The organism is Streptomyces sp. S.PB5, from assembly GCF_030403745.1.
Lineage (GTDB): Bacteria > Actinomycetota > Actinomycetes > Streptomycetales > Streptomycetaceae > Streptomyces.
Genome location: NZ_JAQMWP010000017.1, coordinates 48,033 through 67,183, shown reverse-complemented (window position 1 = coordinate 67,183; position 19,151 = coordinate 48,033). Strand labels below are relative to the sequence as shown.

At 72.0% G+C, this 19,151-nt stretch carries 18 protein-coding genes; 11 read left to right on the top strand and 7 right to left on the bottom strand.

Annotated elements, in window-relative coordinates; all coding sequences use genetic code 11:
• Positions 1-58 precede the first annotated feature (58 nt).
• Positions 59-964, bottom strand: coding sequence for a ScbA/BarX family gamma-butyrolactone biosynthesis protein (locus PH203_RS36360; protein WP_289925737.1), 906 nt, complete (start codon positions 962-964; stop codon positions 59-61).
• Between the two features lie 459 nt (positions 965-1,423).
• Between PH203_RS36360 and PH203_RS36355 the strand changes: the two genes are divergently transcribed.
• From PH203_RS36355 to PH203_RS36320, 8 genes are all read left to right on the top strand, one after another.
• A complete protein-coding gene (locus tag PH203_RS36355; RefSeq protein ID WP_289925735.1) occupies positions 1,424-1,612 on the top strand; it encodes an acyl-CoA carboxylase subunit epsilon in 189 nt (62 codons plus the stop codon).
• A gap of 129 nt (positions 1,613-1,741) precedes the next feature.
• Positions 1,742-3,334, top strand: a complete 1,593-nt coding sequence (locus PH203_RS36350) for an acyl-CoA carboxylase subunit beta (protein ID WP_289925733.1) — start codon at positions 1,742-1,744, stop codon at positions 3,332-3,334.
• A gap of 96 nt (positions 3,335-3,430) precedes the next feature.
• A complete protein-coding gene (locus PH203_RS36345; RefSeq protein WP_289925732.1) occupies positions 3,431-4,063 on the top strand; it encodes a ScbR family autoregulator-binding transcription factor in 633 nt (210 codons plus the stop codon).
• Positions 4,064-4,335: 272 nt separating this feature from the next.
• The gene (locus PH203_RS36340) at positions 4,336-5,169 is read left to right on the top strand and encodes an AfsR/SARP family transcriptional regulator (protein ID WP_289925731.1); all 834 of its coding nucleotides are present in this window, start codon (positions 4,336-4,338) and stop codon (positions 5,167-5,169) included.
• Between the two features lie 68 nt (positions 5,170-5,237).
• On the top strand, positions 5,238-5,882 hold the full coding sequence (locus tag PH203_RS36335; RefSeq protein WP_289925729.1) for a ScbR family autoregulator-binding transcription factor: 645 nt from the start codon (positions 5,238-5,240) through the stop codon (positions 5,880-5,882).
• Positions 5,883-6,009: 127 nt separating this feature from the next.
• A complete protein-coding gene (locus PH203_RS36330) occupies positions 6,010-6,753 on the top strand; it encodes an acyl carrier protein (protein WP_289925727.1) in 744 nt (247 codons plus the stop codon).
• Between the two features lie 18 nt (positions 6,754-6,771).
• Positions 6,772-8,691, top strand: coding sequence for a beta-ketoacyl synthase N-terminal-like domain-containing protein (locus PH203_RS36325; protein WP_289925726.1), 1,920 nt, complete (start codon positions 6,772-6,774; stop codon positions 8,689-8,691).
• Positions 8,688-9,518 (top strand): 4'-phosphopantetheinyl transferase superfamily protein, encoded by an 831-nt coding sequence (locus PH203_RS36320; protein ID WP_289925725.1) that lies wholly within the window; start codon positions 8,688-8,690, stop codon positions 9,516-9,518. Before PH203_RS36325 ends, PH203_RS36320 begins: the two co-directional genes overlap by 4 nt.
• Before the next feature lie 44 nt (positions 9,519-9,562).
• Here PH203_RS36320 and PH203_RS36315 read toward each other — a convergent pair whose 3' ends face one another.
• The 6 genes from PH203_RS36315 to PH203_RS36290 all read right to left on the bottom strand — a co-directional run bounded on the left by PH203_RS36315 (position 9,563) and on the right by PH203_RS36290 (position 15,595).
• Positions 9,563-10,519 (bottom strand): aromatase/cyclase, encoded by a 957-nt coding sequence (locus PH203_RS36315; RefSeq protein WP_289925724.1) that lies wholly within the window; start codon positions 10,517-10,519, stop codon positions 9,563-9,565.
• 55 nt (positions 10,520-10,574) lie between these two features.
• A complete protein-coding gene (locus PH203_RS36310; RefSeq protein ID WP_289925723.1) occupies positions 10,575-11,477 on the bottom strand; it encodes an MBL fold metallo-hydrolase in 903 nt (300 codons plus the stop codon).
• A gap of 12 nt (positions 11,478-11,489) precedes the next feature.
• Positions 11,490-11,753: an acyl carrier protein gene (locus PH203_RS36305; protein ID WP_289925722.1), complete on the bottom strand. Its 264-nt coding sequence runs from the start codon at positions 11,751-11,753 to the stop codon at positions 11,490-11,492.
• Positions 11,754-11,836: 83 nt separating this feature from the next.
• Positions 11,837-13,147 carry a ketosynthase chain-length factor gene (locus PH203_RS36300; RefSeq protein ID WP_289925720.1) on the bottom strand — a complete coding sequence of 437 codons (1,311 nt, stop codon included), beginning with the start codon at positions 13,145-13,147 and terminating at the stop codon, positions 11,837-11,839.
• Complete coding sequence (locus tag PH203_RS36295) at positions 13,144-14,409, bottom strand: beta-ketoacyl-[acyl-carrier-protein] synthase family protein (protein WP_289925718.1); 1,266 nt, start codon at positions 14,407-14,409, stop codon at positions 13,144-13,146. Before PH203_RS36295 ends, PH203_RS36300 begins: the two co-directional genes overlap by 4 nt.
• Before the next feature lie 91 nt (positions 14,410-14,500).
• Positions 14,501-15,595, bottom strand: coding sequence for an AfsR/SARP family transcriptional regulator (locus tag PH203_RS36290; protein WP_289925717.1), 1,095 nt, complete (start codon positions 15,593-15,595; stop codon positions 14,501-14,503).
• A 444-nt stretch (positions 15,596-16,039) separates the two neighbouring features.
• Here PH203_RS36290 and PH203_RS36285 point away from each other — a divergent pair, with 444 nt between their 5' ends.
• From PH203_RS36285 to PH203_RS36275, 3 genes are all read left to right on the top strand, one after another.
• Positions 16,040-16,861 (top strand): AfsR/SARP family transcriptional regulator, encoded by an 822-nt coding sequence (locus PH203_RS36285; protein ID WP_289925715.1) that lies wholly within the window; start codon positions 16,040-16,042, stop codon positions 16,859-16,861.
• Between the two features lie 93 nt (positions 16,862-16,954).
• Positions 16,955-17,713 (top strand): alpha/beta fold hydrolase, encoded by a 759-nt coding sequence (locus PH203_RS36280; protein ID WP_289925713.1) that lies wholly within the window; start codon positions 16,955-16,957, stop codon positions 17,711-17,713.
• A gap of 118 nt (positions 17,714-17,831) precedes the next feature.
• Positions 17,832-19,145, top strand: a complete 1,314-nt coding sequence (locus PH203_RS36275; RefSeq protein WP_289925712.1) for an FAD-dependent monooxygenase — start codon at positions 17,832-17,834, stop codon at positions 19,143-19,145.
• Positions 19,146-19,151: the final 6 nt, after the last annotated feature.

Here is a 19,151-nt window from a genome sequence, read left to right as displayed (position 1 = left end):
CGGCTTCGGCGATGGAGCGTACGCTGCCGTCGCCGAAGTAGGCTCCCGGGCGGGCAGCTCACGCGATGGGCGACGCCACGGTCACGAGGGCCTGGAAGACAAGAGAGCCTTCCTGGTGGCCGGTCATGAGGACGCGTTCCTCATGACCGGAGCCCGGTACGGGCACCGGGTTGGCCTTGATGAGGCACGGCGCGTCCAGCTCGCTGTAACGCATGAACTCTGCGGTGACGCTGCGGGGCAGGCAGGGGCGCCCCAGGTGCGCGACCATGGCCTGGCGAGCGGCTTCGAGCAGCAACATGCCAGGCGTGTGGTCGACAGGATGGTCGAACAGCACCGGGTGGCGGGTGTCCACCCGCAGTTGCCACTGGTCAGGTTCGCCGGTGGGGGAGAGAACCACGTCCGTGGGGGACAGGCGATCGACGTCCTGTGGTGCCAGTGGGGCCGTGAGCGGGAGCGGATTGCGGCTGCCCGACTCCGGTCGGGGAGCGCGTACGCGCTGGTAGACGGCAGGTGAGAGGCAGGTGAAGCGGGCGCCGCCGGTGGCGGCCAGCTGCCCGTTGCGGAAGATTAACGCCTCGTAGCGGAGTCCGGAGAGGTCGCCGCGACGGCGTTTGACGTCCTTGCAGGTGATCTCGATGTGCAGTGAGGCCGGGGCGGTGCCGACGAGCATGTGCTGCGGCTTGACCTCGACGGCGAGGTCCCACATGAGGAAGCGGTGGTCGAGGGGCACGCCGTACTCGGCGTGCGCGAGGAGGATCCCCGCCTGCCTGATCGTTTCAGCAACGATGAGTGGATCGTGGCAGTCGTCCACCGTGGTGAAGAAGCCGTGCCGGCGCGGCCATTGGCCGGTGAGAACGAAGTGGTCGTCGGCTTCGCGCTCCCAGTCCGTGAGCATGACTTCCGAGACGCTGGCGCGGTGGACGAGTTCCTTGGGCACGGTGGTCGTGAGGGACGCGTAGCGCAAGCCAGTGGCCCTCGTCGATGCCGTAGTGTCGTTCTCGGAGCGCCCCGCGCTGGGTATTGCGCGGTCTATGCGGAACGTGCTCGCAGACATAGTTCCCCCTGAGCCGCGTTGGCCTGATTTCTGAGGGTGAGCCCCCTCAGGCAAGTGAAGATACATACCACCCGGTTTAATTTCTAGCGGAAGCGGGGGCTCCAGGCCGACTAGAAGTGGACGGATTTGTTCCGAATGTGTCGGGCCCGATCGGCCTCCCTGCCCTGAAGCGGCTCTCCATGTGGGCTCTTCTCGTGTCGGTCGACTTGATGGCCGAGTGGAGATGCTGCTGTTGGGCGTGAGGTTTCCGCCATTGCCGGGAGTGCGTGGGCGGATTGGCTCCCTGGGTCTCAAGCGGCCCCAAAGCGGTGCTTGAGCGGTCTGCCCGACCGTGGACCAAAGCCCGAGAACATAAGGGGAATCGGTCGGATGAAGAGCGGAGAAGCACTGCTTCGGGTGGAGCGCGGCAACCCCGACGATGTCGAACTGGCCGCCCTCGCCATGGTGTTGTTCGCCCTGTGCGCGACCGGACAGGAGCCTGGCGAGGAGCTGCAGGCTTCGGGTGTCCGCTGGTGGCGACGGTCCGAGGTCTACACAGCTCCCGGCAGCTGGCGCTGACTCGACTGACTACGTACATCCTCGTAGGTTCTTCACTTCCCAAGTATAAACCGCCTACGCGGTTTGTTAAGATGCCACTCTGGACCAGGGGTGGGACCTCCTCGGCCTTGTCCCAGGAAGGGACCTGACATGGCGATGACGACTGCCCCGGCGTCGAGCGAGACGCGGCCCACCGGCATGCGCGGGCGCGTGGCCGAGCTGCACGCGACGCGTGCCCGTGCACTGGCCGGCCCGAGCGAGAAGGCGACCGAGGCCCAGCACGCCAAGGGCAAGCTGACCGCCCGGGAGCGGATCGAGCTGCTTCTTGACGCGGGTTCCTTCCAGGAGGTCGAGCAGCTGCGCCGGCATCGCGCGGTCGGGTTCGGCCTGGAGGCCAAGAAGCCCTACACCGACGGTGTCGTGACCGGCTGGGGCACGGTCGAGGGCCGTACGGTCTTCGTGTACGCCCATGACTTCCGGATCTTCGGTGGTGCGCTGGGTGAGGCTCATGCCACGAAGATCCACAAGATCATGGACATGGCGATCGCGGCCGGTGCGCCGCTGGTGTCGCTGAACGACGGTGCGGGTGCGCGTATCCAGGAGGGTGTCTCGGCGCTGGCCGGGTACGGCGGCATCTTCCAGCGCAACACCAAGGCGTCCGGGGTGATCCCGCAGATCTCGGTGATGCTCGGTCCGTGCGCGGGCGGTGCGGCCTACAGCCCCGCCCTGACCGACTTCGTGTTCATGGTCCGTGAGACCTCGCAGATGTTCATCACCGGCCCGGACGTGGTCAAGGCCGTCACGGGTGAGGAGATCTCGCAGAACGGCCTGGGCGGCGCGGACGTGCACGCCGAGACCTCCGGCGTCTGCCACTTCGCGTACGACGACGAGGCCACGTGCATCGCTGAAGTACGCTATCTGCTCTCCCTGTTACCACAGAACAACCGGGAGAAGCCGCCCCGGGCCCGCCCCACCGATACCGCGGACCGTCGTAACGACAACCTCCTGGAGCTGGTGCCGGCTGACGGCATTCGTCCGTACGACATGGCCAAGGTCATCGAGGAGATCGTCGACGACGGCGAGTACCTGGAGGTCCACGAGCGCTGGGCGCGCAACATCATCTGCGCGCTGGCGAGGCTGGACGGCCAGGTCGTCGGCATCGTGGCCAACCAGCCGCAGACCCTGGCCGGGGTACTGGACATCGAGGCCAGTGAGAAGGCGGCACGGTTCGTGCAGCTGTGCGACGCCTTCAACATCCCGATCGTGACCCTGCTCGACGTGCCGGGCTTCCTGCCCGGCGTCGACCAGGAGCACGGCGGGATCATCCGGCACGGCGCGAAGCTGCTGTACGCGTACTGCAACGCGACCGTGCCGCGGGTCTCGCTGATCCTGCGCAAGGCGTACGGAGGTGCGTACATCGTCATGGACAGCCAGTCCATCGGCGCGGACCTCACCTACGCGTGGCCCACGAACGAGATCGCCGTGATGGGCGCCGAGGGTGCCGCCAACGTCATCTTCCGCCGTCAGATCGCCGAGGCGGAGGACCCCGAGGCGATGCGGGTTCGGATGGTCAAGGAGTACAAGGCCGAGCTCATGCACCCGTACTACGCGGCCGAACGCGGCCTGGTGGACGACGTGATCGACCCGGCACAGACCCGCGAGGTCCTCGTCAAGTCCCTCGCGATGCTCCAGACCAAGCACGCCGACCTGCCGGCCCGTAAGCACGGCAACCCACCGCAGTAGCGCATGACGAACGACCAGTGAACGACGAACGACGGGACAGGTGAAGCGCTTCCGCCCTGGAGCGCCAGGACCGTGACCCGGGCCAGGAGATGACTGATGGTCAAGCAGGAGCGTGCAGCGCGTACCCGCCAGGCTCTGATACGTGCCGCGGCCGAGGTGTTCGCTGAGGAGGGCCTCGCCCGCGCCTCGCTCACGACGATCAGCCGACGGGCCGGGGTGAGCAACGGGGCGTTGCACTTCCACTTCGAGAGCAAGCAGGCCCTGATGCAGGCCATAGAGGCGGAAGCGCTGGAGAGCGTGCGGGAGATCGTGCGGGACGCCGTGGCGCGCGAGGGGGAGCCGCTGCAGGCGTTGGTGGACTCCACCTACCGGTTGATGAGCCGGATCGCCGACGACGCCGTCGTCCGGGCGGGATTCGAACTGGCCGACGAGCCCGGCCGCGCCGAGGGGCCGACCATCCGGCGGGAATGGCAGCGCTGGGTCGAGGAGGCGCTGCTGCGGGCCGACGAGGGCGGCTGGCTCACCGAGGGGGTCTCGGCGGACGACGCCGCGACGGCCGTCGTCGCCGCCACCGTCGGGTTCGAGGTGCTCGGTGGCGAGGACAAGGCGTGGCTGTCCGAGGAGAAGGTCACGGGCTTCTGGGACCTGTTGCTGCCCCGGCTGACCGAGCGGAACACGCGGGCGTCCGTGAACGCGGACGTGACCGGGCGCGATCCGAACACCCAGTAAACAGACCATACGGTCTTGTTTTGTTTCCGTTTTAACAGTGCCACGGAAGCCCTGGGTCTCCTTTGGGATCTTCGTTGTGCGGCGATGGGCGGACTAAAGCGGTCATAGAGCCCCACTTGAGTGGCTGCTGATCATAAAAAACAGCATGGACGGTTTGGTATTGACAAACCATCCGCCCTGTTTTTAACTGGGTTCATGCCGGAAACGGCTTCGTCAGGACCAGACGTCAGGCGACTCACGAACTCAACTCATGCACGGATAGGGGAGACGGCATGGACATCGCAGTCCTGGGCGCGTTGGACGTCAGGGAGAACGGGGTCTCGGTGACCCCGACGGCACCGAAGCCCCGCCAGGTTCTGGCGCTGCTCGCCCTGCACGCCGATCAGGTGGTGCCGGTCGCCACGCTGATCGAGGAACTCTGGGGCGAGCGGCCCCCGCGCAGTGCGCGCACCACGCTCCAGACGTACGTACTGCAGCTGCGCGAGCTCATCTCCGCGGCCATCGAGCGCGACCCCGAGGACGCCCCGGCGCGCACGGCCAAGGACGTGCTCGTCACCTCACCGGGCGGCTATCTGCTCAACACCTCGGGCGGCGCCAGTGACGTCCGCGAGTTCGAGCGGCTGGCCGGCACCGGCTACCGGGCCATGGACGCCGGGGACTTCGCGGGCGCGGCCCGCCAGCTGCGGGACGCGCTCGGGCTGTGGACCGGCTCCGCCCTCGCCGACGTACAGACCGGCGTGCAGCTGGAGATGGAGACCAAGCGGCTGGAGGAGACCCGGCTGTGCGCGCTCGACCAGCGCATCGAGGCCGACCTGCGGCTGGGGCGCCACCGCGAACTGCTGGGCGAGCTCACCGTCCTGGTCACCCGCTACCGCACCCACGAGAACCTGCACGGCCAGTTCATGCTGGCGCTGCACCGCTCCGGCCGGCGCAGCGAGGCCCTCGACGTCTACCAGCGGCTGCGCACCGCCCTCGTCCGTGAACTGGGCCTGGAACCCTCCGCCGGGCTGCGCCGGATGCAGCGGTCGATCCTGATGGCCGGCCCCGAACCGACGTCGGTCGCCACCAGCGGGGGAGGCAACGAGCGTCTCAGCCGCGTCGGCTGAATCGTCGTCAGCTCGTGGCGGGGGCGTTCCCGGTCACGACGCGCCGTACGTCAGGGGGAGGAGCGGCCATGCAGGCCAGGTCGGAAAGGACGCGACGCAGGCTGGTCCGCGCGGGGGCACAGATGTTCAACCGCAGCGGCTATGCCAGCGCGACGCTGGGACAGATCGCCGCGGCGGCCGGGCTGACCAAGGGGGCGCTGTACTTCCACTTCGCCTCCAAGGACGGGCTGGCCGACGCCGTGCAGGAGCAGGCGCACACCGTGCTGAGGGACTTCGTGCGCCGCCAGTGGGCGGCGGGCGTGCCTCCGGTGCAGGCGCTCATCGACATGACGCACTGGCTGGCCTGGGCGCTCCACGAGGACCCGGTGATCCGTGCGAGCTTCCGGATCACCAACGAATGCGTCGGACGTCAGCCGCCCGTCACCGACTTCCACCAGGCGTGGATCGTGGAGGTGCTGCGGCTCATCGACCGGGCCCGCGAGGCCGGGGCACTGCGCGAGCACACCTCGGCGGACGGGCCGGAGACCCTGCTGTCCGCGGCGGTGTGCGGGATCGGAGTGCTCTCCGGTACCGGTATGCCCTACCCCGAACTCCGGCGCAGAGTGGGCGCGCTGTGGGACTCGCTGCTGACGGCCCTGGTGCCGGCCGGGCACACCGGACGTTACGACGTGCGCGCCTCGGCCCTGACGACCGGCTTCGCCGGTGCGGTCTGAGCCGCCGGGTCCCTCTTGTGGACCAGCCGCAGCTCCGCAGTTCACTCCGTCCGGCGATGGTCCGGACCCCTGCACACCTTCGATACTTCCGTAGTCGGCCGGCCGGACGGATCCCTGGAGTCAAGCCATGCCCCAAGACAGCCAGCCCTCCCCGAACTCGGCGACCGCCGACCTCATGACCGAGCTCGTGGACATGCTCGCCACCGTGCTGCGCCTCAAGCCGGAGAAGATCGACGCGGAGCAGACGTTCCGGTCACTGGGGCTCGACTCGCTGCTGACCGTCGAGTACGTCGCCACCGTCAACGCCCGCTACGGCACGGCGGTCAAGCCCGACGCCCTCTTCGACCACCCCACCCCCTTCGAGCTCGCCCGGCATGTGGCGCGTGAACGGGGGACACCGGGAGCCGCCCCCCTCGACAGGCCGGCCCCTCGCGCGGCGGAGCGCCAACCGGGTCACGTCCCGGCGCAGGCCCCCGCGATCTCCGGAGGCTCGGTGCTGGACGTGCTGCGCGAGGAACTCGCCCGCATCCTGTGCTGCGACCCCTGGGACATCGACACCACGGCCCCCTTCAACGTGCTGGGCGTGGACTCCATCCTGGGGGCGGAGTTCGTGGCCACGACCAATCAGATCTACGGGCTGCGGGAGCGCGCCGTCACCCTCTACGACCATCCGAGCCTGGCCGCGATGGCCGCCTACGTCGCCTCCGTGACCATGGCGAGCGCGCCGGGACCCGCCCCCACGGCACCCGTGCCGGCCGCCGACACGGCGCCGCCCGCCCGGGTGATGGGCCTCGACGCGCTCCTCGACGCGGTGCGCGACGAGCGGATCTCGGTGGACGAGGCAGTCGGGCTGCTGCCCCCGCGCTCCTGAACGGGGGACCTGGACGACATGGACGAACGCGAGATTCTCACGCGCTTCAAGGCGGGGACGCTCGGGCGTGAGGAGGCCGCGCGGCTGCTCACCGAGCAGGCCGAGGCCCCACCGGGACCGGTGCCGGTCCCGGAGCAGGCGTCCCGCACGGACACCGTTCCGCTGCCGGTGGAGGACATCCCGGCAGCGGACGGGAAATACGCGGTCGTCGGCCTGGCCGGGCGCTATGCCATGGCCGACGACCCGCACGCCTTCTGGGAGAACCTGCGCGAGGGCCGCGACACCTCCCGCGGTGCGCCCGTCACCCGGCCCGGCGGAACCGCGCTCAGGCCCGGGCAGCGCGGTCGTCTCCTGGACGGCATAGCGGAGTTCGACCCCGACTTCTTCGGACTCACACCCGCTGAAGCCGCCCTGATGGACCCTCAGGAACGGCTCTTCCTGGAGACCGCCTGGGCGGCACTGGAGGACGCCGGCTGCACCGGATCCCGGCTGGACGCCCTGACCGGCCCCGACGGCACCCCGCGCGCGGTCGGCGTCTTCGTCGGAGTGAGCTCCGCGGACTACGCACTGCTGGCCGCCGGGTCATGGGGCAAGGGACGCACCGGGATGCCCGGCAGCGGCCATGGCCAACTGCCCGGCAGGCTCGCCGCACCGCTCGGTCTCACCGGTCCCGGCCAGGCCGTCGACACCGGCGACTGCTCCGCGCTGACCGCCCTCCACCTCGCCGTCGCATCCCTGGCCCGGGGCGAGTGCGCGGCAGCCGTCGCCGGCGGCGTCGAACTGCTGCTGCACCCCTCACGGGCCGGTGACGGCGCCGGGGAAGGAGTGGGGGCGGTGGTGCTCAAACGACTCGACCGCGCACTTGCCGACGGGGACCGGGTGCACGCCGTCGTACGGGGCACGGCGAGCGGATTCCGGCCGGGGAACCCCGCGCCGGTGGCGGCGGCCACGGCGGCCACGGCGGCCGCGGCGGCCGCGGCGGACGGCCGGCGCCGGGGCGACGGGACCCTGGCGGCCGGCGATACCGGCCCCCGGCAGGACGGCCCGCCCCGGGCGGCCGGTGACGCGCAGCAGGTCCCGCAGCGGGCGGCACTCGACGCGGCCGGCGGCCGGCGGCAGGGCGACGAGCCTCGCGCCTCCGACGGCACCGGGCGGACGCTGACGCGGGACGTCGTCGAGCGATGGGTCGGGCAGGCCGGGGCGGCCCTGGGGATCGCGGGGATCACCGCCGCCGTGCTGCAGGTGGCGCACGGTGTCGTCACTCCGGTGCAGGACGGCGAAGAAGCCGTGCCGTGGCGGCGGGAGTGCGACGCGCAGGGGAGGGAACTGCCCCGGCGCGCCACGGTCGTGGTGGAGAGCGGGGGAGGTCTCGTCGCTCGCGCGGTCGTCGAGGAGTTTCCGCCGGTGCGGCGCACGCCGCGGGCGGACGGCGACGGCGGACACGAACTCGTTCTGCTCTCCGCGCCCAGCCCCGCCCATCTCGCCGCCACCGCCGCCAGGCTGGCCGACTGGCTGGAGAAGACCGCGGACGGGGAGCGCGGAGCGCTGCTCGCCGACGTGGCGCGGGAACTGCGCGTCGGGCGGGCCGCCCTGCCCTGCCGGATCGCGCTCCTCGCCGAGGACATGCCCCAACTCGTCGCCGGACTGCGGAGGTTCACCGAGACCCGGACCGGGGACGCGGAGGTGCGGCACGCCGATCTGCGGGACGGCGGCGCCGACCCGCTCGCGCTGGGCGAGGCAGCAGAGACCCGCGACTACGTGGCCGCGCTGTGGCGCAGCGGACGGCTCGAACAGCTCACCCGGCTGTGGCTGAACGGCGTCGACGTCGACTGGGCCGCGCTGGAGAACCGGCCCGCCACGGCCGACGTCGTACCCCCGCCGTCCGCCCTGCTGCGGCGGACGCTCTGGCTGGACACGGTGGGGGAGCGTGCCGGATGAACAATGCGGTTCTGGCGCCGCGGCCCACGGCGACCCGGATGCGGGACGACGCGGTGAAGCTGTGGTTCTGCCCCAACGACGAACTCGCCCCCGGAATCGCCGCCACCCTGGCCGCGCACTGGCTGGACGAGCACGAACAGGAGATCGCGGGCCGCTTCCTCTTCGAACGCGACCGGCGGCAGTACCTCGTCGCCCACGCCCTCGTACGGCGGGTGCTGGCCCTGGAGAGCGGGGTACCGGAGGCCGAGGCGGTCATCTGGCGCTCCTCGCGCGGGCGGCCGTTCCTGCAGAAACCGCCGGAAGGACTGCCGCGCGGCGGGCGGGAGCTGGACTTCAACCTCTCCCACGCCCAGGGCCACAACCTGCTCGGTGTGGTGCGCCGGCACCGGATCGGTGTGGACGTGGAACGGCTCGACCGCGGTGACCAGGGCTTCGACACCATCGTGGAGACCTTCGCCGAGGTGGAGCGCGACTGGGTGGCCGAGGCCGCGCCGGGCCGGCCCCGGGACCGGCGGGTGCTGCGGCTGTGGACGCTGAAGGAGGCGTACTCCAAGGCACGCGGACTCGGCCTCGGACTGCCCTTCGACGCCTTCTCCTTCGACCTCGCCGAGGACCGGGGCGTGACCGGTTTCCGGCCGCCCGAGAACGACCACGAGCAGTGGTGGCGCTTCGTGGAGCTGGAACCGGTGCCCGATGTGCTGGTCGCCGTGGCCGTGCTGGCCGGTCCGGAGGCGCCGCCCGCGCTGGAACTGCACCACGGCTTCCCCTGGGGACGCGCCGCGCCACGACTGCTCACCCTGCCCGAGCCGGCGAAGGTGCTGGCCTAGCGGAAGCGAACCGGCGGGGGCACCTCCTCCCCGGCCCCCGCCGGTCACCAGGGCGCGAGCGCCGACTCCGCGTGCTGCCTGGCGAGATGGAGCGTGGCCGTGGAGTTGCGGCCCAGCGCCTCACGGACGTAGCGGCGGGCCTGCTCGACGGTGGCGCCCTCGCCGAGGACCGGCACGATCGCCTCCTCGCGCAGGACCACGCTGTGCCGGGAGGTGACGGTCGCACCCGTCCCGTCGGACACGACGGACCAGGCGCCGGTGTGGGCGTCCATCAGGGCCGGGGTGGCCGTCTGCTTGTAGACGATGCGCAGGGCCTCGGGGAAGCAGACGCGGATGGACTCGGTGGTGTGCACCGAGCCGTCGGCGGTACGGGTGTCCATCGACATGACCTGCACCCCGGGGGAGTCCTCGGTGACGTCGAGGCGGTCGACGTGCGGTACCAGCTCGGGCCAGTCGGCGACCCGGTGGAGGAAGTCGTACACCGGCTCGGGCGGGCCCTGGACCCGCACGCTGTCCTCGAAGGAGAGCACCAGGTCGTCCAGGCGCGTCCACCGCTCCGCCAGGTTCTTCACCCGGCCCAGCTCCGCACGGCTGTTGGTGTCCGTCGCCCGCTCCACCCACGCGACGTCCTCGGGGCGGTCCCCGCCCACCGTGAAGTCGTGCAGCAGGACCAGCCGGCACGAGCTCGCGCCGCGCTCCTCGACGATCCAGCTGCCGCCCATCCCGGTGAGCGGGGCGGCCGACACCTCCTGGCGGAAGTCGACACGCCGGGCGGCGGCGTCCAGGCGCCGGCGCGACGTCCAGGACTTCACCGTGCCGTTGGCGGTCGCCCACATCCGCAGCCGCTCCTGCGTGCCGTCCGACTCCAGCTGCTCCACGTGCACGTTCGGCGGGAAGAACAGCGGCCAGTGCACCGCGTTTGAGATCAGTCCGTGGACGACCGTCGCGGGCGCGGCGATCTCCACCTCGTGGGCCGTGCGGTGGACCTGTTCAGCCGACACCTTCGCCGCCTCTTCTCGTCGGGTGTGCTTCGTGGTGGTGAGTGCGGGGCCCCGGTCAGGCCCGGCAGGTCGGCAGTGCGCCGTGATACTCCGTCATCTCCCGGAACAGGGCCGGGATGTCGAGCCGCTCCCCGGGAGCCGCCCCGTGCTCCTCCGCGTAGGCCCGGTGCAGGTTCGGCACCAGCCGCTCGGCGTCGAGGAGCTCCGCGAAGGGCCCGGGGCCGGTGGCGCGGGCCAGCTCCAGCGGGCTGGCCCCGGCCGTGACGCCCCGGCGGGCGAGGTCCCGCAGCCAGTGGAAGTACGCCTCGTTGGCGTCGAGCACCTCCGGGCCGCCGACCGGACCGTGCCCGGGGACGACCACCAGCGGGTCCAGCCGGCGCATACGGTCCAGAGCGGCCAGCGAACCGCTGACCGAGCCCATCACACAGAACGGGGTGACCCCGGACATCACCAGATCACCGGTGAACAGCACCCGTTGCCCGGGCAGCCACACCGCGGTGTCGTTGGTGGTGTGCGCGGCCGGCCCCAGGTGCAGCAGCTCCACCCGCACCCCGCCCGCGTGCAGGGTGAGCGCGTCCCGGTAGGTGATCTCGGGCAGCGCGAGCTCGATGTCGCCCCAGCACACGTCCGGCCACAGCGACGTCAGATGCAGTCCGGCGGCCGCCATGTCGGAGCGCGTCCGCTCGTGCGCGACGACCACGGCCTCCGGGAACAGATGGTTGCCGAAGGTGTGGTCGCCGTGGAAGTGCGTGTTGACCAGGGTGCGCGGCGCAGCCGCCGTACGCAGCAGCACCTCCTCGCGCAGCCGCCGCGCCCGGGACTCGGTCGCGGCGGTGTCGACGAGCACGCTCCGGCCCTCGTCGCCGACGACCAGGCCCGCGTTGTTCAGACACCAGCCGCCGTCGGGCTGCACGAAGGCGTACACCCCGTCGGCGACCTCCGTGAGCGTCGGCGACATGTACGTCCCCGCTCAGACCGCGGTGCGCTCGGACAGCGCCCGGTTGACCAGCTCCAGATAGGCGCGCGGGGTGTCGGCGTCGTCGATCGCCTCCTCGTCCAGGAGGACGTCGAAGTCCCGCTCGATCCGGCCGGTGGTCTGCAGCACCGCCAGCGAGTCGTAGTCGAGTTCGGCGAACGTCATGTCCAGGATGTCGCCGTCCAGGTCCACGGCCTCGTTCTCGCCGGCGCACTCGCGCAACAGGGCGATCAGATCAGGGAGTTCGAGCCGGTTCACGGGATGCCCTCTTTCTTCGGGTTCCTCGGGTTTGCATGGGTTTCAGTGGGGTTCCATGGGGTCTTGCTCGGTGCTGTCCTCGGTCAGGCGCGGACCACGGCGGCGGCGTTGAAGCCGCCGCGGCCGCGCGCCAGCACGAGTGCGGTGCGCAGTTCGGTGTCCCAGCGCGGTGCGTCCGTCACCAGGTCCAGAGGGCAGTCGTCGGCCGGGTGCCGGGTGCCGGTGGTGGGCGGGATCACCTGGTCCCGCAGCGCGAACAGGGCGGCGGCCAGGTCCAGCGAGGCACCGCCGGCGGCGAGCCGGCCGGTCATGCTCTTCGGCGCGGTCACGGGGACGCTGTACGGACCGAACAGCTCGGTGATCGCGGCCGCCTCCGCGCGGTCGGCCGCGCGCTCCCCGGCACCGTCGGCGAAGACGACGTCGACCTCGTCGGGCCGCACGCCGGCGTCGGCGAGGGCCAGTTCGGCCGCGGCGCCCAGGCGTGAGGTGCCGTCCGCCGGGTCGAAGGTGGCCGCATATCCGGCGACCGCCCCGTACACCCGGGCCTGGCGGTCCCGGGCCGCGGCCGCGGACTCCAGGACCAGCAGCGCGCCGCCCTCGCCGGGGACATAGCCGCAGGCGTCCGCCGAGAACGGCAGGAACGCCCGCTCCGGGTCGTCGGCGAGGCTGATGCGTCCCTCGGCCAGATGCGCGGCCCACGCCCACGGACACAGCGCGGAGTCGACCGCGCCCGTCACGACGAGCGAGGCCCCCTTGCGCAGCTGGCGGCGGGCCTGGCCCACGGCGTCGAGACCGCCGGCCTGCTCCGACACCAGCACCCCGCTGGCGCCGCGCAGCCCGTGCCGGATGGAGATCTGACCGCTGTTCACCGCGTAGAACCAGGCGAACGACTGATACGCGCTGACATGCTGGGCGCCCTTGCTCCACAGGGCCTGCAGCTCGCGCTGGCCGAACTCGAAACCGCCCGCCGAGGCCGCGGTCACCGCGCCCGCCGCGTACTCCGGCAGTTCGGCCGGGTCGACCCCGGCGTCCTTGAGTGCCTCCTCGGCGGCCATCAGCGACAGCCGGGTCACCTGGTCGGTCTGCGGCAGCAGCCGGCTCGGCACATGCTCCTCGGCGACGAAGCCGGGCACCTCGCCCGCGAGCTTGGCCGGATAGCGGGAGGCGTCGAAGCGGGTCAGCGCAGCGATGCCGCTCTCGCCCCGCAGCACCGCCGCCCACCAGGCCGCGGCGCCCAGCCCGTTGGGGGCGGCGACGCCGACACCGGTGACCACGGCGTGGGTGGCGGCGGCAGGCGCCGTCGGGGTGGCGTGGAGGGTGCTGGTGGCGGGCGGCGGGGACGGGGTGTCGTGGACGATGGTGGTGGAGCGTTCGAGGAGGGTCGTGCCGGTCATGCGCTCACTCCCAGATGCGGGCGGGTCAGGACCATGGCGCTCTGGAAACCGCCGAAGCCGCTGCCCACGGTCAGGACCGTGTCGGTGACCTGCTCACGGGCCACGAGCGGGGTGTAGTCCAGATCGCAGGTGGGGTCGGGTTCGTGCAGATTGGCCGTCGGCGGCACCACGTCGTGCTCGATGGCCAGGGCGCAGGCGGCGACCTCCAGCGAGCCGATCGCGCCGAGCGAGTGACCGATCATCGACTTGATGGAGCTGATGGGCACCTCATAGGCGCGCGAGCCCAGGCTGCGCTTGAACGCGGTCGTCTCGTGCCGGTCGTTCTGCTTGGTCCCCGAGCCGTGCGCGTTGATGTAGTCGACGGCCTCGGGGGCGAGCCGGGCCTCGTCGAGGGCGGCGGTGACGGCCTCCGCCATCTCCTTGCCGTCGGTCCGCAGACCCGTCATGTGGTAGGCGTTGCTGCGGCTGGCGAAGCCCGCGATCTCCGCGTACACATGCGCGCCGCGGCGGCGGGCGTGCTGCAGTTCCTCGATGACCAGGACGGCCGAGCCCTCGCCGAGCACGAACCCGTTGCGGGTGCGGTCGAAGGGCCGGGAGGCGGTCTCCGGTTCGTCGTTGCGGGGCGAGGTGGCCTTGATCGCGTCGAAGCAGGCCAGGCTGATGGGGCTGATCGGTGCCTCGGTGGCGCCCGTGACCATGACGTCGGCGCTGCCCTCACGGATCAGCTCGACGGCGTGGCCCACGGAGTCCAGTCCGGAGGTGCAGCCCGTGGAGACCAGCGACACCGGGCCCTGGGCGTCCGCGGTGCGGGCGACCTCGGCGGCCAGCGAGCTGGGCACGAAGTAGTCGAACAGATGGGGGACGGCCCGGTGGTGGTCGACCAGCCAGTGCTCGCCGTTGCCGCTGACCGCCGCGTACTCCAGGTCCAGACCGGTGGTGCAGCCGAGCGCGCTGCCGAGGGCGACCCCGGTGCGCAGCGGGTCGAGCCGGTCGTCGAGCCCGCTGTCGGCCAGGGCCTCGCGGGTGCCGACGAGCGCGAACTGCGCGGCGCGGTCGAGCCGTTCGGCCTCCGCCGGGGTGAATCCGTGCGCCCCGGCGTCGAAGTCCACCTCGGCGGCGATCTTCGAGCGGAACTGGGACGGATCGAACAGGGTGATGCCGCGGGTGGCCGTGCGGCCCGCGGTGAGTACCGACCAGAACGCCTCGGTGCCCACGCCGCCCGGGGCGACCACTCCGATTCCGGTGATCACGACCCGTCTCATCGGCTGTCCTTCCCCAGAGCCACATCTCGACCGTCCGAGCGTCGCCGACAGGCCTGGAGAACCGCTTGAACACCGTACGGAACCCGCTCGACTACCCGGTGTCCGGCAGCCGCGCCACCAGTGCGTCGAAGCGGCGGACCAACGCCTCCTGACGGCGGCACAGTTCGTCGATGTGCTGCTGGAGCCGGGCGATCTCGCTGCCGAGTTCCAGGGTGTCGGCGAGCGTCGTGGGCGCGGCGGACACCTCCGGTCCCGTGGGGGCGGACAGATCGGGGGCGTGGTTGAGGATCGCCTCCAGACGGCCGCGCAGCACGGGACCCGGTTCGATGCCGAGGGCCTCCACCAGCCGGCGGCGCGCCCGCTCGTAGACACCCAGCGCCTCGGCCTGGCGGCCGCTGCGGTACAGGGCGACCATCAGCAGGTCGTAGAAGCGTTCCCGCAGCGGGTGGTCGGAGGTCAGCTTCTCCAGTTCGCCGGTGATCTCGCCGTGCTGGGCGCAGCGCAGGCTCGCCTCGTACAGGGTCTCCAGCGCCGTGAGCCGGGTCTCCTCCAGGCGGTCCGCCTCGCTCGTGCAGATCGGCCCGTAGCGGCTGTCCTGGAGCGCCGGACCGCGCCACAACGCCAGGGCGCGGCGCAGCAGTTGGGCCGCGTAGCCGGGATCGGTGGCGACGGCCGCCCGGCCTCGCGCGGAGAGCCGGTTGAAGCGCTGGACGTCTGTGGTGGCCGGGCCCAGGCTCAGCAGATAGCCGGTCGGCAGGGTGCTGATCCACTCGTGGCCGGGCAGCGGCACGGGCTCCTCCGGCAGCAGCCGGCGCAGCCGGGCCACATGGGCCTGCAGCGCGTTCGACGCGTTCGACGGGGGACTGTCGCCCCACAGCTCCTCGGTGAGCTGGTCCACCGAGAGCAGCCGGCCCGCGTGCAGGACCAGCGCCGACAGCAGGACGCGCTGCTTCGGCCCCGGCGGCACGATGTCGGCACCCGCCCGGCCGTCCCGGATCTCCACCGGGCCCAGCAGCCGGAACTCCGTCGCCTCGGCGGGTCCGGCGGAGGGCGGGGCACCGGGTGCGGCCACGGCCGTGACGCCCTCGCCCGCCACGCTCATCGCGGCACCGCTGTGCCGGTGCACGGCTGCGCCGGGTGCGCGGGCCGCCGAGGGGTGAGCACTCTCGCGCGCGGCCGGCCCCACCTGCGCACGGTCCCGCGCCCCTCGCCGGGACCGCTCAGGGCCGGATGCCCCTCCCGGGGCAGCCGGCGGCGGGCCGTGGCGCGGGCGGGCGCGAGGTGGCGCTGTTGCATGGATGACTCCGTCGCTGGTGGGTGTGGAGCAGCCAGGTGCCGTGGCGGTGTCCGTTCCGGTTCGGCCAGGTACGGCCGCGGGACGGGACGGCCGGCTCTTCGGACGATAGCCACCCGAAGCGGGCGGCGGCCGCTCGCGCGAGCCCCCCTCCAGGGTTCGTACAAGCGTTCTTGAGCGGGTCGGTCCCAGGTGGAAAGGCCGCGTGTGGAAGGCCGCTTGAACGCGGGTGGAGATTCCGAGGCGCGCCACGCGAACGGGGCTAGCGTGCTGCACGGCCGACGGCTTTGAGCCAAAGAGTGGAACCCACCACTCAGCCGGCACGGGGAGGAAACTGTGGAGATACAGGTTCTGGGTCCGTTGAGCGCCGATGTCAACGGGATCTCGATCGTTCCGACCGCGGGCAAACCGAGGCAACTCCTCGCTCTGCTCGCGTTCTACCCGGGCCGGGTCATGCCTGTGCCCACTCTCATGGAGGAGATCTGGGGCACGGACATGCCGCAGAGCGCCATGACGACCATGCAGACGTACATCCTGCAGCTGCGCCGCCGCCTCGGCACCGCCATGGGGCCCGATGCCCCCGGCACCGCCAAGGAGGTCCTCGCGACCCGGCACGGCGGCTATCTGCTCCAGGTGCCGCCCGAGAGCGTCGACGTGCACCGCTACGAGCAGTTGGTGACGGCGGGTCAGGCGGCGTTCGAGGAGGGCGAGGACGCGGCCGCGGCCGGGCTCTTCCGCGATGCGCTGGGCATGTGGCAGGGGCCCGCCCTGGTCGACGTACGGGTCGGCCCGATCCTGGAGATCGAGGTCATGCGGCTGGAGGAGAGCCGGCTCGTCACCGTCGAGCGGCGTATCGACTCCGACCTCAGGCTCGGCCGCCACTCCGAACTCATCGCCGAGCTCACCGATCTGATCGCCCGTCACCCGCAGCACGAGGGCCTGCACTCCCAGGCCATGGTGGCGCTCTACCGCTCCGGCCGGCAGGCCACCGCGCTGGACGTCTACCGCCGGCTGCGCAAGCGGCTGATCGAGGATCTGGGCGTGGAGCCCTCGCCGCAGCTGCAGCGGCTGCACCAGGCGATGCTCACCGTGGACCCGGCCCTGGACGTGGTGTGCGGACCGCGCCGCACCTCCACCTTCAACCTGTACGCGGCCTGAGCCCGAGCGCGGCTCCAGAGCGCCACGCGAGCCTCGTGGGGCGCGGGACGCGCCGAGTCCGCCAGAGGAAAGCCAGAGAAAAAGGGACGGACGATGCCCGACGAACAGCCGGTGCCGCTGCACTGCTTCGCGCACGCCGGAGCCGGAGTCTCGTCCTTCCACGCCTGGCCGGCCGGCCTCGGCAGCGGCGTCCGGGCCGTGCCGCACCTGCTCCCGGGCCGGGACGGCAGACGCCGCGAACCCCGGGCGACGGGACCCGAGGCGCTGCTGGCCGACCTGATGGACGACTTCCGTACGACGCCGAACACGCCCTGCGAGCCGTACGTGCTCTACGGGCACAGCCTCGGCGCGCTGGTCGCCTACACGCTCACCCGGGCGCTGCACGAGGCCGGGCTGCCCGGTCCGGCGCTGCTCGCGGTGGGGGCGTGTCAGCCGCCCGATGTCGCGTCCCGGCTCGCGGACGCGTGCGGTGAGTCCGACGACCGGCTGCTCCACTTGCTGGAGTCCACAGGTGCCGTTCCTACGGGGACCGTGCCCGGGGATTTCTGGTTCCGGTCGGTGATGCCGGTGCTGCGGGACGACCTGACGCTGGCCGACAGTCTGCGGCGCGCCGCGCGTACGCCGGTGCGGGGTGGGCCGTTGCGGGTGCCGGTGCTGGCGGTTGCCGGTGCGGATGATCCGCTGGTGCGGCCCGCCGAACTGGCGGCCTGGCGGCACTGGACCGATGGGCCGGTGGCCACCCGGACACTGCCTGGCGATCACTTCTTCGTTCGAGGGTCCGCACTGCCCCGGTTGCTGGGGCGGGCCTGTCGTGTCGTGCGGCGGCTGAGCGTTCCGCAGCCGGTGCGTTGACGGCTTGCGGGCCGGTGGGGGCCGGTCGCGCCCACGCGGCGCCGGCCGCACATGAAGCAGCCCCGCGCCCCCGAGGGGGGCGCGTCATCGCACCGTCAATTCATCAAGGAGGGCGAGCATGAGTGAGCAGCCTGAGGCGATTGCGGTTCCTGAGATGGGGCGCGTGGGGGAACTGGAAGCCGATGTCTGTGTCGTCGGCGCCGGGCCCGCCGGACTTGCGCTCGCGCTCATGCTGTTGCGTTCCGGAGTGAAGGTCGCTCTGCTGGAGCGGTCCACCGGGCTGCGACGCGACTTCCACGGGGAGATCCTTCAGCCCGGCGGGCAGCGGATCCTCGGCGACCTGGGGGTCCTCGACGCCGCCCGCGAGCGGGGAGCCTGCACGCTCAAGGGGTTCCAGGTACTGCAGGACCAGCGGCTGGTGCTCGACATCGACTACCGGCGCCTTCAGTCCCCGTACGACTGTCTGCTCGCGCTGCCGCAGCGGCATCTGCTGCAGGAACTCCTCGCCGCCTGCCGGGGGCTGCCCGGGTTCACGCTGCTGGAGGGGTACCGCCTCAACGCGCTGCTGCGGGACGGGGACGCCGTCACCGGGGCGGTGGCGCAGCGGGGGACCGGGCATACGGCGACGGTACGGGCGCGGGTCGTCGTCGGGGCCGACGGGCGGTTCTCGCGGACACGGATGCTCGCCGGGATCGACGCCGGGCGGACCGAGGCCTTCGACCAGGACGTGGTGTGGTTCGCCCTGCCCGCGCCGGGGCTGGCCCCGGGCTACGTGCAGGTGCATCGCACCGAGCGCGGCGCTCTGCTCGTCCATGACACTCACCCCGGCCGGCTGCGCATCGGCTGGACGCTGCCGCACCGGAGCTGGAACCGGGTCGCCGCCCTCGGGATCGACGCGATCCGCCGTGAACTGACCGACGCGCTCCCGCAGTTCGCGGAACTGTTCCGCGAGCATCCGCCGGCGCTGTCGGACCTGCAGCTGCTCGACGTGTTCGCCGCGCAGGCGCAGGAGTGGGTGCGCGACGGGCTGATGCTCGTCGGGGACAGCGCCCATACCCACGGACCCATCGGCGCCCAGGGCATCAACCTCGCCCTCCAGGACGCCGCCGCCGCCCATCCCGTGCTGCTCGACGCCGTCCGCGCCGGTGACGCGAGCCGGGACCGGCTGCTGCCCTACGAGCAGCGGCGCAGGCCCGCGGCGGCGTCCGTGCACCGGATGCAGCGCATCCAGGCCAAGGCGGTGCTCGGCCACGGCGGACCCGTCGTCACCCGGCTGCGCTCCCGCGCCGCCGCCGTGGTGACGCGCTCCCGGATCGGCGAGCGCATCACCCGCAAGGTGGCGTACGGGATCGACCCCGTCGACGTCCGTACCGACCTGTTCGAGGTCACGCCCGCGGCGCCCGAGGCGCCGGCCCCCGCTCGCCGCGCCTGACCCGGC

Bases quoted from the DNA above. Each gene is read 5' to 3' on its own strand.
- PH203_RS36295 (WP_289925718.1), bottom strand. From the start codon at position 14,409: ATGAGACGGGTCGTGATCACCGGAATCGGAGTGGTCGCCCCGGGCGGC.
- PH203_RS36335 (WP_289925729.1), top strand. From the start codon at position 5,238: ATGCAGGCCAGGTCGGAAAGGACGCGACGCAGGCTGGTCCGCGCGGGG.
- PH203_RS36320 (WP_289925725.1), top strand. From the start codon at position 8,688: ATGAACAATGCGGTTCTGGCGCCGCGGCCCACGGCGACCCGGATGCGG.
- PH203_RS36325 (WP_289925726.1), top strand. From the start codon at position 6,772: ATGGACGAACGCGAGATTCTCACGCGCTTCAAGGCGGGGACGCTCGGG.
- PH203_RS36350 (WP_289925733.1), top strand. From the start codon at position 1,742: ATGGCGATGACGACTGCCCCGGCGTCGAGCGAGACGCGGCCCACCGGC.
- PH203_RS36280 (WP_289925713.1), top strand. From the start codon at position 16,955: ATGCCCGACGAACAGCCGGTGCCGCTGCACTGCTTCGCGCACGCCGGA.
- PH203_RS36355 (WP_289925735.1), top strand. From the start codon at position 1,424: ATGAAGAGCGGAGAAGCACTGCTTCGGGTGGAGCGCGGCAACCCCGAC.
- PH203_RS36340 (WP_289925731.1), top strand. From the start codon at position 4,336: ATGGACATCGCAGTCCTGGGCGCGTTGGACGTCAGGGAGAACGGGGTC.
- PH203_RS36310 (WP_289925723.1), bottom strand. From the start codon at position 11,477: ATGTCGCCGACGCTCACGGAGGTCGCCGACGGGGTGTACGCCTTCGTG.
- PH203_RS36275 (WP_289925712.1), top strand. From the start codon at position 17,832: ATGAGTGAGCAGCCTGAGGCGATTGCGGTTCCTGAGATGGGGCGCGTG.
- PH203_RS36345 (WP_289925732.1), top strand. From the start codon at position 3,431: ATGGTCAAGCAGGAGCGTGCAGCGCGTACCCGCCAGGCTCTGATACGT.
- PH203_RS36300 (WP_289925720.1), bottom strand. From the start codon at position 13,147: ATGACCGGCACGACCCTCCTCGAACGCTCCACCACCATCGTCCACGAC.
- PH203_RS36330 (WP_289925727.1), top strand. From the start codon at position 6,010: ATGCCCCAAGACAGCCAGCCCTCCCCGAACTCGGCGACCGCCGACCTC.